Consider the following 17,347-nt stretch of genomic DNA (forward strand, 5'->3'; position numbering starts at 1 on the left):
TTGTATCTTTTTTATCGGCGGTTGCAAAATTGCTCTTTTTCAACCGCAGATATAGGCAGATAAACGCAGATGAACGCAGATGAATTAGATATTATCTGCGTTAATCCGCGTTCATCCATTTTCATCTGCGGTTGCAAAATTCCTCTTTTTCAACCGCAGATATAGGCAAATAAACGCAGATAAACGCAGATGAATTAAACAACAACCGGAGCACCGACAACTTCACCCTTCAGCATCCGAGCAGCAGCATCCATCAACTGTTCCTCCAAATAAGGCTTAGTGAAATAGCCCTTCGCGCCCAAACTGTAAGCCATTTGGCGGTGTCTGTCAGCACCCCGAGAAGTTAGCATCGCGATCGGCAATTCGCACAAAACCGCATCCTTCTGCATCCGAGAAAGCAGTTCTAAACCATCCATTCTCGGCATCTCGATATCGCAGAACACGATATCGCAAGGCAGACCGGATTTCATCTTTTCCCAAGCTTCCTTACCGTCGCGAGCTTCTTCAACACGGTAGCCAGCTTTTTCAAAAGTAATCGACAAGAGCGATCGCACTGTAATCGAATCGTCCACAATCAGCACAGTTGGCTCAGTCTTCTCCTCAGCAGCCTCCGCAGCAGCCCGATCGCCACTTTCATCCCAAAGCGTACCGCCAGCTTCCTTCCGCAGCCTGCCAGTAGCCAAATCAATCAATTCCAGAACATCGGCAATCGCCACAATTTTGCCGTCCCCGAGTACCGTAGCACCCGCAATCCCGATCGGCTTCGGCACAGGCCCCTCCAACTGCTTGATCACGATTTCCTGTTCCGTCGAAACCTGATCCACCTGCACCGCCAAGAAATTCCCAGCAGAGCGCAGCACGATCACCGAAATCATGTCATCGTCAGTATTAAACCCGTAAACACTGCCCCGGCCCAAATGGCGGTTGTAACCCAGCAAATCCCGCAGCGGGCGGAACGGCAAAATCGAACCCCGCCACTCAATGCAAGGCAAACCGTCTGCCCCAGTCGTCACCTGATCGCGAGGTACATCGATCATGTCCTCCACCCCGTCCATCGGGAAAGCAATCCGAGCTCGATCGCTAATGCAAGTCAGAGCCTTAGAAATACTCAACACCAGAGGTAAACGGATGGTAAATACAGTGCCTTTGCCGATCGTCGAATCAATCCCCACAGTCCCCCGAATTTCGTGCAAGGAGGTCTCCACGACGTTCATACCGACCCCCCGGCCGGCGTACTCCGTCGCCTGTTCCTGAGTGCTGAAACCGGGCATAAACAGCAAATTGTAAACTTCCGAGCGAGACATCCTCTGAGCCTGAGCCGCCGTCAACAAATTCTGCTTGATCGCCTTCGCCTTCACCTTTTGCGGGTCAATTCCCGCCCCATCATCAGAAACCGAAACCACCGTTTGATTCCCTTGGTGGAAAGCCCGAATCGTAATCCTGCCCATCGCAGGCTTCCCGGCTGCCAAACGCACCTCCGGCGCTTCGATTCCGTGGGTAATCGCATTGTTCACCAAGTGAGTCATCGGGTCATAAAGTTGATCCACAATCATCTTGTCGATCAAAATATCCTTACCCTCAACCTGCAACTGAGCCTGCTTCCCGCACTTAATCCCAATTTCCCGCACCGCCCGGAACAGCCTGTCCGTCGTCTCCGCAAACGGCTTCATCCGGGCGCGAGTCAAACCTTCTTGCAGTTGAGTCGTGACTTGGCGCAATTGGCGAGTCACCTGATCCGCCTCATCCACCAAAAACTCAATGTCCGCCGCCGACTCCCGCACCCGCACGATCAGCTCGATAATCTCCTGAGCCAAACTGTGGAAAGGAGTAAACCTGTCCATTTCCTCTGGTCTCCAAGCGCTTTCGCGTTGGTGGGACGACTCTTCGGTGCGCCATGCCGATCGATGTCCCTGGCGGTTTGCCAGCAAAGCAATCTCCAAAAGACTCCGCTCGTAGAAATCCTGAGTCCGTTGGCTGACATCGCTCAGCAGCGTCACTTGGTGCAGCAAATTGTCCAAAAACTGCCGCATCCGTTCTTGGTCTTGCTCCAAACTGTTGCGGTTGACTACCAGTTCCCCCATCAAGTTGCTGAGGTTGTCCAGTTGCTTGACCGGTACGCGCATGGTTTGGTCGCCGAACCCGCCCGCGCGGGCATTCCGCCTGGGTCTGTTATTGACCGACGACTGTCCGATATTGGTTTCGCTTTGACGGCCGCTGTCCTTTGGATCTTCCAGCAGTTTTTCTAAGTCGCCAAATTCGTCGTCGCTCTCCGCAGCAGGAGCGGGTGGTGCTTTGCGGGCAGTTTTCGCCGGTGCTGGAATTTCCGGCATAGTTGCGCTCTCGCTCAGCAGATCTTCAAGATCGGAGAAAACTTCCGTCGTTACCGGACTCGGATTTGCACCCCCAGAGGCTGCCATTGCGACCCCAGCACCGCCTGCGATTAACAGCGCTTCTAAATCGTCAAAATTGCCTTCGGAATCCTCAGTACCTGATTGAATGTCGCTAAAAAAGTCCGCCAGCGACTCATCTTCCAACTGTGCTGCATCGGCTTCGCTCAATTCTTCTTCTTCGTCGCCAAAGCCCGTCAGTTCCGAAGTCACCAGAGGCCCAGCATCTAGCGAATCCAACAAATCATCAAAAGCATCCAACTCTTCGGTGTTGAGAGTCGCCCCGGTTTCCAGAGCTGCTAGCAAATCAGCATCGCCCTCAAACATATCATCGAGAGATTCTGACGACATCACCTCTAAATCGCCAGCCGCAAAATCCGTTTCCAGCGCGCCAAACAAATCATCTTCCTCCTCGTCGGATTCACTTGCCGCATCTGTTTGGGCTCGATCGAACAAACTCTCAGGAACTTCGGCCGACAACTCCTGCAAATCAAAACCAGCTTCGGCATCCACCGACGGTGGAGGCGCTTCGCCAAACATATCCTCCAACAAATCGAAAGTACCCTCATCAGACTCGACACTGGCAATTTCCGCATCAGGACGATCGGACAATAGCCCCAATTCAGCCGCTGCCAAATCTGTCAAGCCTGCCTCCGAAACAGTAGCCTCCGAGTCCGAGAACAAACTCGCCAAGTCCCCCTCATCCGCTGCCGTACCAGCACTGGGCAATTGAGAATCTCCATTTAAATTCAACCAATCCCCATCGACTTCTGGCGAAGCTTCCCCGTCATACTCAGTACCCGTAGGTACAGAACCGAACAGATCTGCCAAATTCGCCGCTTCTTGGGAATGAACCGCCTGCCGATCGCGCCCAGTCTCCTCATCCTCAGAAATCGAGTCCGACGTAATCTCCCCAAACAGCGCATCTAAATCGGTATCCTCCAGATCCAGGTTGGTCGATTGCACAGACTCGTCTTCCAGGCCAAAAGCATCTTCTAGCCAATCTCCATCCGCAGAAATATCTAAATCAGAATCAGAATCAGAATTTGATGTCATATTAAAAACGCTGCCACTTTCCTCATTTGGTGTGCTGCCAGTAGCTAAAGATCGATCGCCCCTGCTCTCCCCAGCTTCACCTTCAGAAGAAAGGAAATCAGAAGTAATGCTCAACAGCTCGCTGAAATCCGAGTCTTCCTCCACCCCAGAGAGCAACTCGAAATCATCTATTTCGGCTACAGTCGGTTTTTCTGCATCCCCTGAATCATTGCCACCACCTGCTAGTAGATCCGAAAATTCTGCGTCGAAAGCATCCGGGTTGAGAGCATACTCCTCGGAAACTGCCGGCACAGTCGCTTCCTCAGATGAGCCTAAATCGCCGAACAAGTTATCCAAATCAGCATCTGCCGTCACAACAGAAGTTTGGGCCGCCACTTCGTCCAAAAGCGTACCGAGAGCATCTTCATCAGCTTGCCTCCTGGTAATGCCGACCCTGCCCTCTCCCCGATCCAAACCCTGCCTGTTTGTTTCAAGCTGTTTGCGAGTTGGCGGCTGCTTTAAACCCGCATTTTCGCGATCGGCTGCCACCGCCGAACCATCAGCCTCACCTCCAAACAGCAAATCGTCCCCAAACAAACTCGTGAGATCCTCTAAAGGAGTCCTCGCATTCGTTTCCGAATTTTCCTCACCGTATTCGTCAAACAACAAATCAGTAAAATCGCCGGAATTGTCATCATCATCTAATTCCATGATTCCCCCCGTCGGCATCCTAGAAGCAGATTGTACGTAGTCCAGATCATCTTCTTCTTCCCAAGCGCCGTCGAGATCTGGAGATTCGCCTTCAAACAAGTCTGCTAAAGTGTTGAGTTCGGCCGCCCCCACTTCCGGGCCCGTGCGCGTCGAGATTCTAAAAGAACCTGTCTCTACATCTGATTCTCCGAACCCTGGGGAATTGTCCAACGGCGATAGACCTCCGGCGTAATCGTCACTTTCGTCGCCGTCGAGTTGCTCGAACAGCTCGTCTATGCTCAGCCCAGAAATTGTTGGCAGCAACTTGTTCGATCCATCCGGGGAATCGCCGCCCAAAGCCAGATCCCAGGCCGCATCTTCAACAGAGACCGCATTTGAACCCAACGTACCCGGTTGAGCGAATGCCAGCAAGTCTTCAAAATCTGTTTCCGGAACCACAACCGTCGGCACCAGCGCCAGAAGTTTGGCGCTGGGTGCGATCGACCCAGATTGACCCAAAAGTACCTGTTCTTGGGCTTGTTTGATGTCTTTGATGACCGTTGGGGCTAAGGTGCGGTAGGTATTTTCTGAGTTGGCGATCGCCTTTTCTACCACAGCGATCAATTCTATCCACTCGGGCAGTTCAAATTCCTCCCCCGCCATTTTCAAGTTCCGACAAATATTCCTAAGTTGTCGCCTGCTGTCAGAACCCTCAGGCTGTTTGAACTCTTGCAGCATTTCCCGCATCCTCGCCGGCACATCCGAGTCAAATACCAGATGCAGCGCGGTTTCTTCCGTTTCTGTGAGATCGGATGCGTAAGCTGAATCCGAGTCCGCAAAACTCATCGATGAGTTAAACGTCCCGGCTCCCATTCGGGCCATAACTGTTTGTGGTATTGGCAGCGGGCTGCTTTCGTCTGAATCGTTAGCGCAGTGTCCGACGAGTCCCCCCAAGTGCCCGTTGAGTTCTTCAAATACAGGTTCTAATTCTCGAACCATCTGCTCTCCCAATTCCTCTGTCAGCCCAAAAGGCCCCGACAGTTGCTCTAACAGCCCTTGTAACGTGTCAAAAATTCGCAAAAACAGCGACTCTAGCTGTTGGTCTACTTTAACGCTGCACTCTTTTAAAATTTTAAAACTATCTTCTAGTCGGTGAGATGTTTGCTGAATGCTAGTCAGGCCAAGCATTGCGGCTCCTCCTTTGACAGAGTGAGCAGCCCTAAATACTTCGTTAACCAGTTCTGGGTCTTCGATCGTCGCTTGTAGGTTGAGCAAGCCTTGTTCGATCGTATTGAGGTGGTCTTTTGCCTCCTCAATAAAGTAGCCCATGATCCTCTGTTGTTGCTCCGGCAGCATAGTTTTATTCCTGATTTTAAGCGTTATTGTATTTTGTCTATTTTAGGAGTCTTAGAGAATGTCTTTGTAAATCTGTCCCCTTGACAAGAGAATAATCTGACTGCGAGATATGGCAAATGTCCTGGCTATTTCTCTTTTCGATATCCCCTCACCTAAAAGATAGCGAATCTGCTGCACCTGTTCGGGTTTTAGCTTGCGGTTAGGATTTATATTGCCGGGAACGAAAGGAAAGCGGTTTTTTTCTATAGAATCGCGGGAGTTATCGGCGGGAGTTCCTTCCCACAAATGATCGGGGTTGACACAACCGCGATCGTCGCAACTGTGACAGGCAAAATAACCCGGTTTGATCGATCGTCCCAGTTTGTTTTCCAGTACCAGTCTGTGAGCGTAGAAACTTTTAGTTTTGCCATTAATTTTAGTACCCTTAATGGCGTAACCATCACTTCTTTTAGCCAGGATACAAATCATGCAGCCATTTGGCTGTATTTCGGCCCGAATGCCGGGAATTACTTCTATGCCTCGCGGTACTTTTTGAGGTTTAGGAGCAGATGTGCTTCCTACATCTTTAACCCGTCCTTTTCTAAACCTATCTTGAGAATTTTCCAGCCTAGAACCTTCCCATAAATGGTTGGGATTAATGCAGTTACGGACATCGCAAGTATGACAAGAAAAGTATTCTGATCTAATCGGACGACCTAAGATATTTTCTAATACTAAACGGTGAACTGTAAACGTTTTCCATTCACCGTCAATCTTAAGTCTTTTGTTGGCATAGCCCCTGCTAGACTTGGTTAAAGTAGAGATAATACAGCCATTCGGCTGAATTTCACCAAAAATACCAGGAATTACCTCTACTATGTTATCGTTCATCTGTACAACTCCTAGTTTATTTAGGTGCTGGATTGGCATTCCCGCAATCGTTTCAAGACTGCGAGGTTGCTTTTTGTTTGCCATCATTGCCACACTAAGGTGCTTGTAAATCAGGAAGTAAAAAAAGCATTAAACAATCAATTATTGTCTTTCTGCTGTTTCTACTCGGAACCTTTCCACCGATGTCAAAAGGTCGCGAGCAACGCCTACCAAATTTTGCAAAGCACCGGAAACTCGCTGCGCTTCTTGGGACGTTTCCTGAGCAGTTAACTCGACAGCTTGCATCACAGCGGCCACCGAACGAGCTGTTTCGTTCTGCTCCACAGTGTCCGCCGTAATCGATCGCACTAACACGTCAATGCGATTGGTAACTTGAATGATATCTTCAAGCGATCGCTTCGCCTGTTCTGCCAATCTTGTCCCCTCAATCACCTGCTGCGTCCCTTCTTCCATCGCCGTCATTACCGCGCCGGTTTCACTTTGAATTTGCATCACGATCTGCTCAATTTCTTTCAAAGACTTCGCCGATCGATCTGCCAACTGCCGCACCTCATCCGCCACGATCGCAAAACCCCTACCCGATTCCCCAGCTCTCGCCGCCTCAATACTAGCGTTGAGAGCCAACAAATTCGTCCGAGAGGCGATCGCCGCAATCAAACCCACAATCTTAGAAATTTCTTGAGAAGCTTCCGCCAACCGCTTGACTTTTCTCGTGGTTTCTGCTACCGTTTCTCGAATTTCCAAAATCCCGGCCACCGTCCGCTCCACAGCCTCGCCCCCTTTCAGAGCCGTTGCCGCCGCGCCCCGGGCCACTTCTTCCGCCTCTCTAGCACTCTCTGCGACCCGCTGAATCGCATCGGTGAGGACTTGCACCGAATTCAGCGTCGCCGCCAGTTCCTCAGCCTGCCGCAGCGCATCAGAAGACAAATCGCCCGCAAACTTGGCACTATCCGTAGCGCCTTTGCTAACCTCCCGAGCCGCCTGCTTCACCTGATGGACGATTTCGCGGAGGTTTTGAATTGTCAAGTTAAACGAGTCAGCAACAGCACCCAAAACGTCTGCCGTCACTTCCGCCGTCACCGTCAAGTCACCCCGAGCCGCTCCTTCCACGTCATCTAGCAAGCGAATCACTTGGCGCTGCAAGTCTTCTTTTGCCTGTTCCTGTTCGTCAGACTTGCGTCTGGTATCGCTAATCGTAGTTTGGATCACCTTCGCCATGTGGTTGAATTTAGCAGCCATTTTGCCAAATTCATCTTCCGAGTAAATCGTTGCCCGAGCGTCCAAAGTTCCTTGAGATACCGCATCGAACTGAGCTTGCAAATTGTCCGAGGACTTGCGTACCTGCTTGGCGATCAACTGGCCGATACCCCAAGAAGTCAAAAAGCTCGTAAAGCCTGCGGCAGCCGTCATTACCCAGCCTGTTTGGCGCAGGTAAACGATCGCCTCCGGCTTGTCTTGCTTCAGAGCTTGATAGGAGGCAATGTTAGTCACGAAAGCCACAGCTACCAGAGAAACCAATCCAGCCCCGATTGCCGTGTACAACTGTTTGGTAAACAGAGGGGCATTTTCCAAGAAAGCCAGTCCGCCCTGTTCTACAGTCACCGAACTATCGATCGCCTCACTTTCTGTCGGAGCAAAAGTCGGCACCGACGCATCAGCAGGGCCGGAAATGCTAAAAATCTCGTCGTCTCGAATTGCCGAGCCGTCGCTGTTGTCAAAGTCCAGACCGCTGCCGCTCGTACCCATCATGCCGCTGGTCGAGTTGCCGAAATTGGTGTTACCTCTAGTCAGGATCGAACTGTTGGCATCTTCTGAGATATCAAAATCCGGCAAATTGCCCAAATCGTCAAAATCGTCAAATTCGTCTAAAAAGCCGCTGTGTTCTTGAGCGTTCCCAGTTCTTGACGACCAGTCGCTGCTGTTCTTGGTGGCAGCCCCGAAAGCAGTCGCTTGCTCGTTTTCGTCGAGAGAGAAAGAATCGCTGAAAGCGTCGTCATCAAAAGCATCTAGCTCAAAGCTGTCCATGGAGCCAAATGCCTGCGGTTCCGAGTCGCCGTAACCGTTGCTGTTAGAGTTTGAGCGATCGGCCGAATTAAATTGTCCCCGGCTCGACCTTTGACTCTGAGAATTGGGGACAGCACCTCCCATCAACAGCGTTTCGTCTTCCGCCAGCGAATAATTTGACGAGTATTCCGAGTCAATATTCGGCTGCTTGCTTTGAGATCGAGAAGACCCAAAACCCGAGGACATCGGCTGAGCAAAAGGGTCTGCCTCTTCTGGCAGAGGTGGCTTCTGACCTTGATTTTGCCCGGTCACGGGCGGGGATTGATAGTCGTAGTCGTCATCATTCAGGTCGAGTTCGTCTGGCAAATCGAGCGGCGCAAAAGGTTCGCCAAAATTGTCAGACGGCCCAGTGGGGGAGTCTAATTGCTCCGAATCGAAGGAATTCCCGGTTTCAGAACCAGCAAAACTTTGACCGTTGAGTACCTGAGTTGGAGCTTCTGAAAACAACTCTCCTGAATAAGGCGCCTTGGAACCAGAAACTTTGCTATCAGACAAGTCACCAGCATCAAACCCTGGGTCATCTAAGCCAAAAGGATCTCCCAAGTCCGAGCCAAATTCGTCCATGTCTAGCGGCTCGGACGCATCAGCATAAGCTGCCATTGCGCCGCTGTCGCCAGCAAAGGGGTTAGTTAAATCTTCGAGAGAGGTTGCAGCACTGCTACTGCTGTCTTGTGGTTCCCACTCCAACCCGCTCATCCCCAAATCTGCCAAGTCCTCGTTTTCCATGTCCTGTGGCGATTGACTCCCATAGGACATGGATGGAGAATTCCCTTGGAAAAGTGCTAAATCCGGGTCTTCCAACCCTTCCTCCATAGACAAGTCTGGGTAGAATTCCAATTCAGTTTCCGCAGACAAAGCCTCGAAACTTTCCGTGTGCAGTTCTCCGGATAAAAATTGGTCTGTGTGGCTAATACCGCCGTGAGCGTGTTCGACCAAACTCGGGTCGTCACTCAGGCTCAGCACCACCATGTACTGTTCCCGTGCCACCTCATACTGTTGCAGTCCGTAACAGTAGATGTGCCCGCATAGCAGCCGAGCGCTGGGGTCTTCGGGAAAATCTTCTACTAATTGATAAACTAGGGCTGCGGCTTCTGAATAGTTGCCATCCATGTAGGCCGCTTCTGCCCGTTGGTAGTCCTGCTGAAAGTTGGTACTTGTTGCCATTTGCCGCCCTCTTTTGATTTTAGATTTTAGATTTGAGATTTTAGATTTTTATCTTGCTTGAATGTTTAGATGCGTGCCTCAAGTCCTGTGACTGTTGATAGTTAGACCCCAATCGAAAATCGCAAATCGCAAATCTAAAATCGATTTCACGCTGCCCACCGCGCAGAGCGCAGAATTTTCACTTGATCTAGCAGTCGGAGCACTTTAGTCGCTGGTGCACCTAACATCCATTCTCCCCTCAGAAATGGAATCATGCCGTCTGGTGCATTGTTCTGAGAGTGCAGTTGGTCTACGTCGAGCCAGTCCATCCCCACAATTCGATCGACTGCCAGCCCCAAAATCGTATCTTGGTCTTCCACAGCCACGATCGGGATTTCGGGTCGATCGGTGTTCAGAGGTGTTTGGTCTCCCAGAAATTGGCCCAGATCTGCCACCCAAATCACTCGTCCTCTCATGTTTAGCGTACCTAAAAGCAAGGAGGAAACGTTAGGAATGGGTGTCATTCGGTCTGGGGAGGGGGATAGCACCTCTCTAATCCCTGTTGCCGGCAGTGCGAACTCGTTCCCCGAAGGAACGTAGAACCGCAGGTGCAGCTCGCCTTCGGGAGTTTCTAGTTCCTGGAATTCCGGAGCCTGATCTATGCCTTGTCCTGGTAATATAAAGTCTGGGCTGCCACTAATCATAATTCTTCTCTCTGGGAAACCCACATCGTACCCCTACTCAAGTCGGTGTTGGGAGGAAAATGGGAGCTCGGTCTATGAAACATAACTATAACCGTCCTTTTTGTAAATGTGTTGGCAGTATTTATGACTAATTCCTTGCACCAATCCTGCTGGGGTTGAGACCTTAAAACTTCCACTGGTGCAGGTTGCCTTTTTTCTACATAATTCCCTATTTTGTTGCTGCTATTAACTATCTGATACTTTTACCCTGAAGATTGGGATAATTTTAGACTTCCTGCTAGATGCTAAGTACAACACGAGCGAGCTCGGACATTAGCGATCGATATTTTATCCCACAAAGCTTTCCCCAAAATCTTTACAACCGGGGAATCTCTAGAAATTTCATACCCACAGTCAGGAAACTTACAATTTGGGCAACCACCCAATTTTAAGTATAATTTTTCCCACGGCACGAATGTTTTAGAGGTGGGTTCGTCTTTGCTCCCAACTAACTTGGAACCGTCAAGGCAACACAAGTTTTGTAAGGTTTTCCTGAATTTTTGCCAGCCAAATTCATCATTGATGTCGCCGTTTTACTCCTTAAAATGCGATTTTTTAGAATTAGTCTTTTATACATCTCAAATGTCGGAAAAAATATAAAATCGTAAGTTGTGGCAAAAGCAGAAGCAATTTGTTTGTCACATTCCCAACCTAAATCATGAATCCTGGTTTTGAATGCTGCCAGCGTTCTAGGGATGCACCATTTAGGAATTAAACCTGATGTTTTTAGCACCATTTTCAAACCTCGCTTTCCTCGACCCTTGCCGATTTTGATAAAACCTTGATGTTCGTCTAGGTAAGCAATTAAAATGTTGTAAACTTTGCGAACAGCGCTCACCCACTTTTTCCGGATTACCCCTAATTTCTGGCACGGGTAAACTTGGTAACTAACGGTCTCGGCATACTTGCTATTGGTATTTTCTGAGTATCGCGCCCAGGCTGCAACTAAAGATGTGGATGATGGCGAGGACATCTTCAACGATTTCTCAAATCGGGCTAAAGTAGCCAGATTTGAGAACCAATATCTCAGTTTTTGTGGGCAGGTTCGGACATGAGATAAAATTGAATCCAAACCTGCACCAACCAGCTTTGCAGGCAATGACAACCAATCCGACTTCATTTGACAAAACGGATTCCAGTTTGGTTTGAAGGTCTTTTCTTTTGAATTTGAGTCCTGATCCGATGTCGGTTTAGCCATAAAGCCAGCGTTTGCTTTACTTGGGAAATTTAACAGAAGATGTCTTGTCTGTTCAGATAATTCAGTCTGCTTGAGATTTGAAATTCAAGGAATCATTGCTGTGCCCATCGGTTTTGGCGATCGGCTGCAAGTGGAGAACAAATATATTATATTTGCACTTTGAGCGACTTAGGCCCGACAGCGATCGAGAAATTGAACTGAGTTTTACTGACGCCGGACGGCCAGCTCGCAAATTTATACATTCTAGTTGATGGTGCGATCGCCCGCAGCAAGGAGCTTTCTCTCTGTGACTGCCGGGACTGCCCTGGGTTGCTGGGATACAAAAAACCTCCCGTGCCATCAGTGCGGAATTTATTGGCTTATAATTCGTGTTCTAGCGATCGGCTTAATAATTTTTCCGAGAGATTGGCCGGAGGATAGCCCGGGCCTACATATTTTTCTACCAGCATTAATAACTCGCTTTCGCCAAAAGGTTTGGTGAAGTAGTCAGTCGCCCCCGCCATGCGGGCTTGAACGCGATCGATAAATCCGTCGATCCCTGTCAACATGACAATGGGCGTGTGCCGGAAAGCACTAGAATTTCGCAGCATCGCGCAAATTTCGTAGCCGTCGAGTTCGGGCATGGCGATGTCGCACAAAATTAAATCGGGTTTGAGTTTAAAAACTAAACTCAGGGCTTCGAGGGGATTGCTGATGCCAGTAGCTTCGTAACCCTGTTCGTTTAAAATTGACTCAACTGTTTTGCGAATCACATTGTCATCGTCTATACAGACAACTCTCTTGACCTTGGTTTCTGGAGAAGACCATTCTATTTTGTTGTTGCCAGGGACAACAGAAGGCTGGAAAAATACTTGCACCAATCCCTGCTGCACGAAAGGGTAAATCGCCTTGGCGACAGTCAGCACGTCTCGGTTGAGGTAGCGCGCCATTTGGCGGATCGAAGTGTGACCGTCGGCCCAGCGTCTGAGAGTATTAAAGGTATTGGCAGGGAGCGCGACTCGGAGCTGGGCGGGATCTGAAATCATCGGGCATTGGTTGGGCGACTGAATGTGAGGGTGAAACTGCTTCCACTGCTGCACCTGTTGGACAATCTTCGCCAGCAGCGAGCTAATTTCTAAGCTGGTGAGTTGAGGAGCCAATGCCGATCCCATTTCAAAAGTGAAGGAACCCTGGTGGAGGCTGAGCAAGTCAAACAGGGTTTCGTGGATCATGCTGTGGATGATGTTGCGCCCTTGAGCTGGGGTGAGGGTGTGGTTTTCTAGCAGGGCCCACAGGTAGGCGTATTCTGGGGCATTGGTAGATGCCATATAGGGAACTTGGATTTTGTCAAGGGCGGTGTCTGCTTTGTAGCGGCGCAGGTAGTCGCGCAAGCGAAACAAACTGCCCGCACTCTGGGTAGCGTAAATAATCTGACCGTTGAAGCAGAAGACATACCAGGATTGTCCTGCAGGGGAGCGCTGGGTAGGTAGATTACCCGAGTTGCCGATGAAGCTGTAGGCCTCTACGAACAGTTCTCCGGTGCGCTGACCTAACTCAATTAATTGCAGGATGCTGCGGATGTCAATTTCACTCAAATTTCCCTGCATGCAGCTAAAGTATCCTCCTTAAAACCGTTGGCGTCTGAAATCGGAAAGACTGTGCGATCGCGCTCATATTGACTTTAGTTTCTGTCAATAATTTACCTGTCAACTGTCAACTGTCAACTGTCAACTGAATGAAGGGCTTGATGCCACTGGCACAATTAGGAATTGACGAAAGGGCGATTTTCTCTTGTTGACATACTCCCCAGCTATGGAGGCCTGGGGATTTTGAGCTTCGGGCAGCAATTTCAGGCATCAGCCTGTCTAGAATTAAGTCTTACAAGCCGCTTATAAAAACCTAGGCAAACCTAGGTAAACTCTGCGGTATAAGTTTGAAACATTCTTTCTTAGCGCTTTACGCTTCCTCAGTATCGAGGTTGACCAAGAAACTCCAGTTAGAAACACTGTAATAATCACAACGACGTGATATCATAGCGGAACGTTTGATTTTTTTATTCAGTTTGTTCCACTCGCTCCAAACGTGCTTTTCTGAATTCACTTCAGAATAGGCGGTTAAGGAGCAAGGTATTTTTTCACTTAACTTGCGTGCCCTACGAGCAATTACCAGTGCAGCCGCTTCGTCACTAGCTAAGCCATACATTCTCAGGTATTTCACCAAGCTGATAATGCTTGAATAAGCTGGATTGACCGTTGTCAACTCAATCCCACGATTCGACAAAATAGAACTGAGTTGTTTATAAAACTCACTATACGCCCAACCCGACAACATTCGAGCATACTTTCTACCTTTCTCTCGCAGCGATTGCTTTTTTGTTGAGAAATCAAGTTCTTCACAAACCACAGGACATTCAAATTCTGTGGCTTTTGCAGCTAGTTGCAGACAAGCATCAACAATTTGAGCCTGTTGCTTGCCGGAGGGTAAACCTATCTGCAATGGGATCTGCCCTTTGGCTTTGAGATTCCCTTCAGAATCGACATACACCCACCCAATAGAACCGGGATTTATGTCGATACCAATGCAACCGTACATTCTCTCTCTCGAAACCTGCTTCGCGGGATTTGGGGTAAACTGCACAGCAGCAACCCACTTTCCATTCTTACGGTAGAAATGCCAGGTTTTAGCACCGCATTCTGGCAGTCTGTTGATGTTGCGGCTGAAATCACCAATCTCAGAGGACACAGTTTTTCCAAATCGTGACTCTAAGCATTTGGGGACTCTAAAAGTTATTTTATCCCCATTCCACTGGCAGACTTGATTGCCAAAAGACTCATCCTTAGAGCCGACAACAAAAATATCCCTCATCGGGATGAAGACTTTGACTGGCGAAAGCCTTAAATGTTCTACTCTGTTAATTAACCCAGTCAGTTTACGCTTTTTGTTGTGAATTTGAAAGCGCAAATTCTGCCAGTTTGTGGATTTATATTGAAGTGAGCAGGCTAGGGGGAAATTGCAACCTGTTTTTGATTTCTGCCATTTTTTCTTGGCATAGAACTTACGAGCTAATACCAACTTGCTTTCGGCTTTCTTGACCCACGCACCAATAGATTTAATTTTTCCTTCAAGAGCTTTTAGATGTAAAATCCTGTGTTCTTTAGCACCATCTACACGACCCTTGGCAGAACTGATTACACCATTTGCGTGGCGCTTATTGATGCCGTAGGTTTGCTGTAAATGCTTGTTCCAATCTGATTTCTTGAATTCTGTACCTAAAAGTAAGCGGTCAACTGTTTCAATGCTTGCAGCCCTAAAAATCTGGGCGTAAGCTTCTAAGAACATCTCGAAATCTGTAAATCCTAGTTCGTTGAGTTCGTGTACTGGTGTGGGCAAGCCTTTGCAATAAGTTAGGGTAGCCATTGATTCGACCTCTCAATGTGTTTATCTCTTCGTATGTTAACAGCTTTAAAGCTCTGCTAACTCGCCAATACTCATCAATCTATCCATTGGCTTACCGAGAATCTAACTACTAAATCCTGGGTAAATCTAGGTAAATTGTTAACAGTCATCACCCCGGCATTGGTGCGTGGGGTTTATGACACACACAATTGTCTGGGCTTTTCGATCGTCGTCCAACGCTGGCAGGGACGACTGGTTCAAGTCTTCGACCGCCAAAATTTTGACGTTTACCTTGCGCTGTGCGTCCTTGCGGTTGGGTTCTGTCTTAAAGCATTGACCTTTTTGCTCAAGAGTAGATCTCGATGACAGGCTCGCGTGATTCCACTATTCTAAGGCAGCGCGGTTCAAATCCCTAGTCCGCCTGCGGAGGAGACCCGATGCTGGGTAATTAAAGGACGAGATGGCGATCGACCCGCAGCCAAAGCCTGATACAATCAATGAAAGTTTTTGACTGACTGATCTTTTTCGGCTTTGGGCTATGGCAGTCCCCCCAGTTTTGCTAGTCTTGAATCAAGCGGCATTGATACTGCTCTCCCATTGGTTCAGAAAGCAGGCGGCGGCAGTGCTTTCTAGACGCAGTGCGAGAGAAGCAGTGCTCTCGGCGAGTGCTGAAGACAGTTGTTCAAGGATGCTATTCCCGATCGGGCAAACGACACCAAAGAGAGGACTATTAGTGTGCTGTATCTAGCAGAAGTACAAAAACAGAGAAGCGGCTTTGGTCTCGGTGGCGGTAAGGCTGAACTGAAACTGCTAGCTTGTCAGCGGGGCGAACACAACTGGAGCGCCGTACCGGGCGATGACGCGATCCCAGTTGAGGAAGCTAATAAGTTTAACGACGGCACGCTGGTGCTGGTGGAGTTGAGCGCTAACAAGCAAGTGCAGCGGATTCAGGAGGCTGCCCGCCAGTTGGTGAGCATTCTGCAAAATTTCTCCCGCTTGCAGGACAAGTTTAAGGATAAGGAAGAGGAAATTGAGCAGTGGAAGGCTTCTCTGACGTTTTCGAGTCAGGAACTCAATCGCCGGGAAATGGAAATGCAAGCCCGCGAAGAGCAGTTGGCTCAAATGGAGGAGGAGTTGGAGCGCCTGGAGGCTCAACGCTCGGAAATTGAAAATACTCGAGATGAAGCTAACCGACTGCGAGAAGAGGTCGATCGCAGCCGCGCGGAGATGGAGACGGCTTGGGAACAGTTGCGGGGCGAACAGCAGCAGGTGGCTCACCAGCAGTCTCAGGCTCCTCAGGGGGCAGTTGTTGACGAGCAGCAGGCATTGAGAATTCAGGAGTTGATGAACAAGCTGGGAGGAGCAATTTCTGCGGCCCAAGGAGTTCGGGAACAACTGAATCAGTCTTTTGGTGTTGTGGGCGCTCAGCAGGCAATTCTGGATTTGCACTGGCAGCAGTTGGAGCAAAAACGCACAAACGCTCAGCAACAGCAGGAAGAGGTCGATCGACAAAATCAGAGCCTCCAAAGCCGCTGGCAGGAATGGTATCAATCCCAAGATGCTTTGGCGCAAGCTCGGGCCCAACTGAAAGGGCAGCAATGTACCCTCGGCGCTAAGCAGGAGCAGGCTCAGTCTATGTCTGTCCAGGTGAAGGCTGTTGAGACTATGTACCAGCAAATCTCCGGGCTGGCGTCTGGTTCGGGTGCTGGGGCTGTGGAGCAGGTAGTAGATGTGTCTGCTCTGGAGCGGATGCCGGTTGAGGAATTACAGGGGCTGGTGCAACACCTGCAAGAGGATTTGGAAAAGGTGTTCCGGTTTGTTAACGATCAAGAGGAGGAGTTGACTCTCCAGCGGGAAACAATCGAGGAGTTGCAAGCCAAAATTCAAGCGGCTTCCGAGTACGATCGCATGGCTTTGGAAAATGAAATGGCCGATGAACTCGAAAGTTATCAGATGTTGAATGAAACTTTGGTGGGACAGCGCCTCCGCTTGCAGGAACGGGAAAATGTTTTGAAGCAGCATCAGGCGGTGCTGTGGCGTCGCTTGGGTACTGCTAATCCTCAAAAAACAGAACCTGGACAGATTGATTTGGGGCCGATCGTCACACAGCTCAATACTCAACGCCAGCAGCAAAGCCAAGAATTGCAACGGCTGGAAACCGAAATTCAGCAGGTGCGGGAGTCAATATCTCAAATTGAGGGAAATGTCAACCGTCAAAATGGGGAAAGTGAAGCGAAACGCAATGAACTTAAGCAGTTAGAGCAGACTTTGTTCAGCCAGAAAGGTGCTGTGGCGGAACTCTGGGGCCGGGTGAATGTTTATCAAGAAATGTTGCAACCGGTGCAGGACAATTTGAGCGGGCTGCGCCAAAAGCTGGAAGCGGTGGGGGGAGAACTCGATCGCGTACAGCAAACTGGAGAGCAGCAAGATCGGGTTGTTTCGGATCTGCGGCAAGCTCTTTCGAGTTTTCTGCCAAGCGCCTAAAA

At 49.4% G+C, this 17,347-nt stretch carries 9 protein-coding genes; 1 reads left to right on the plus strand and 8 read right to left on the minus strand.

Annotated elements, in window-relative coordinates:
- Nucleotides 1-194: 194 nt before the first annotated feature.
- The 8 genes from JGK07_RS04585 to JGK07_RS04620 all read right to left on the minus strand — a co-directional run bounded on the left by JGK07_RS04585 (nt 195) and on the right by JGK07_RS04620 (nt 14,804).
- The gene (locus JGK07_RS04585) at nt 195-5,441 is read right to left on the minus strand and encodes a response regulator (protein ID WP_293290752.1); all 5,247 of its coding nucleotides are present in this window, start codon (nt 5,439-5,441) and stop codon (nt 195-197) included.
- A gap of 78 nt (nt 5,442-5,519) precedes the next feature.
- On the minus strand, nt 5,520-6,338 hold the full coding sequence (locus tag JGK07_RS04590) for an HNH endonuclease (protein WP_293180674.1): 819 nt from the start codon (nt 6,336-6,338) through the stop codon (nt 5,520-5,522).
- A 141-nt stretch (nt 6,339-6,479) separates the two neighbouring features.
- Nucleotides 6,480-9,566, minus strand: a complete 3,087-nt coding sequence (locus JGK07_RS04595; RefSeq protein ID WP_293180677.1) for a methyl-accepting chemotaxis protein — start codon at nt 9,564-9,566, stop codon at nt 6,480-6,482.
- Between the two features lie 146 nt (nt 9,567-9,712).
- The gene (locus tag JGK07_RS04600) at nt 9,713-10,246 is read right to left on the minus strand and encodes a chemotaxis protein CheW (protein ID WP_293180800.1); all 534 of its coding nucleotides are present in this window, start codon (nt 10,244-10,246) and stop codon (nt 9,713-9,715) included.
- A 490-nt stretch (nt 10,247-10,736) separates the two neighbouring features.
- Complete coding sequence (locus JGK07_RS04605) at nt 10,737-11,126, minus strand: hypothetical protein (protein ID WP_293196414.1); 390 nt, start codon at nt 11,124-11,126, stop codon at nt 10,737-10,739.
- 421 nt (nt 11,127-11,547) lie between these two features.
- Nucleotides 11,548-11,826 (minus strand): hypothetical protein, encoded by a 279-nt coding sequence (locus tag JGK07_RS04610; protein WP_293206367.1) that lies wholly within the window; start codon nt 11,824-11,826, stop codon nt 11,548-11,550.
- 19 nt (nt 11,827-11,845) lie between these two features.
- Nucleotides 11,846-13,072, minus strand: a complete 1,227-nt coding sequence (locus JGK07_RS04615; protein WP_293180683.1) for a response regulator — start codon at nt 13,070-13,072, stop codon at nt 11,846-11,848.
- A gap of 349 nt (nt 13,073-13,421) precedes the next feature.
- Nucleotides 13,422-14,804: an IS200/IS605 family accessory protein TnpB-related protein gene (locus JGK07_RS04620; RefSeq protein ID WP_293211091.1), complete on the minus strand. Its 1,383-nt coding sequence runs from the start codon at nt 14,802-14,804 to the stop codon at nt 13,422-13,424.
- A 735-nt stretch (nt 14,805-15,539) separates the two neighbouring features.
- Here JGK07_RS04620 and hmpF point away from each other — a divergent pair.
- Nucleotides 15,540-17,345 (plus strand): pilus motility taxis protein HmpF, encoded by a 1,806-nt coding sequence (hmpF, locus tag JGK07_RS04625; protein WP_325315127.1) that lies wholly within the window; start codon nt 15,540-15,542, stop codon nt 17,343-17,345.
- The last annotated feature ends 2 nt before the right edge of the window (nt 17,346-17,347 follow it).

The sequence above is a fragment of the Microcoleus sp. PH2017_24_DOB_U_A genome (assembly GCF_020738205.1).
Lineage (GTDB): Bacteria > Cyanobacteriota > Cyanobacteriia > Cyanobacteriales > Microcoleaceae > Microcoleus.

Excerpts from the sequence above, each read along its gene's own strand:
- JGK07_RS04585 (WP_293290752.1), bottom strand. The coding sequence starts at position 5,441 with ATGGGCTACTTTATTGAGGAGGCAAAAGACCACCTCAATACGATCGAA.
- JGK07_RS04590 (WP_293180674.1), bottom strand. The coding sequence starts at position 6,338 with ATGAACGATAACATAGTAGAGGTAATTCCTGGTATTTTTGGTGAAATT.
- JGK07_RS04595 (WP_293180677.1), bottom strand. The coding sequence starts at position 9,566 with ATGGCAACAAGTACCAACTTTCAGCAGGACTACCAACGGGCAGAAGCG.
- JGK07_RS04610 (WP_293206367.1), bottom strand. The coding sequence starts at position 11,826 with ATGGCACGGGAGGTTTTTTGTATCCCAGCAACCCAGGGCAGTCCCGGC.
- JGK07_RS04615 (WP_293180683.1), bottom strand. The coding sequence starts at position 13,072 with ATGCAGGGAAATTTGAGTGAAATTGACATCCGCAGCATCCTGCAATTA.
- JGK07_RS04620 (WP_293211091.1), bottom strand. The coding sequence starts at position 14,804 with ATGTTCTTAGAAGCTTACGCCCAGATTTTTAGGGCTGCAAGCATTGAA.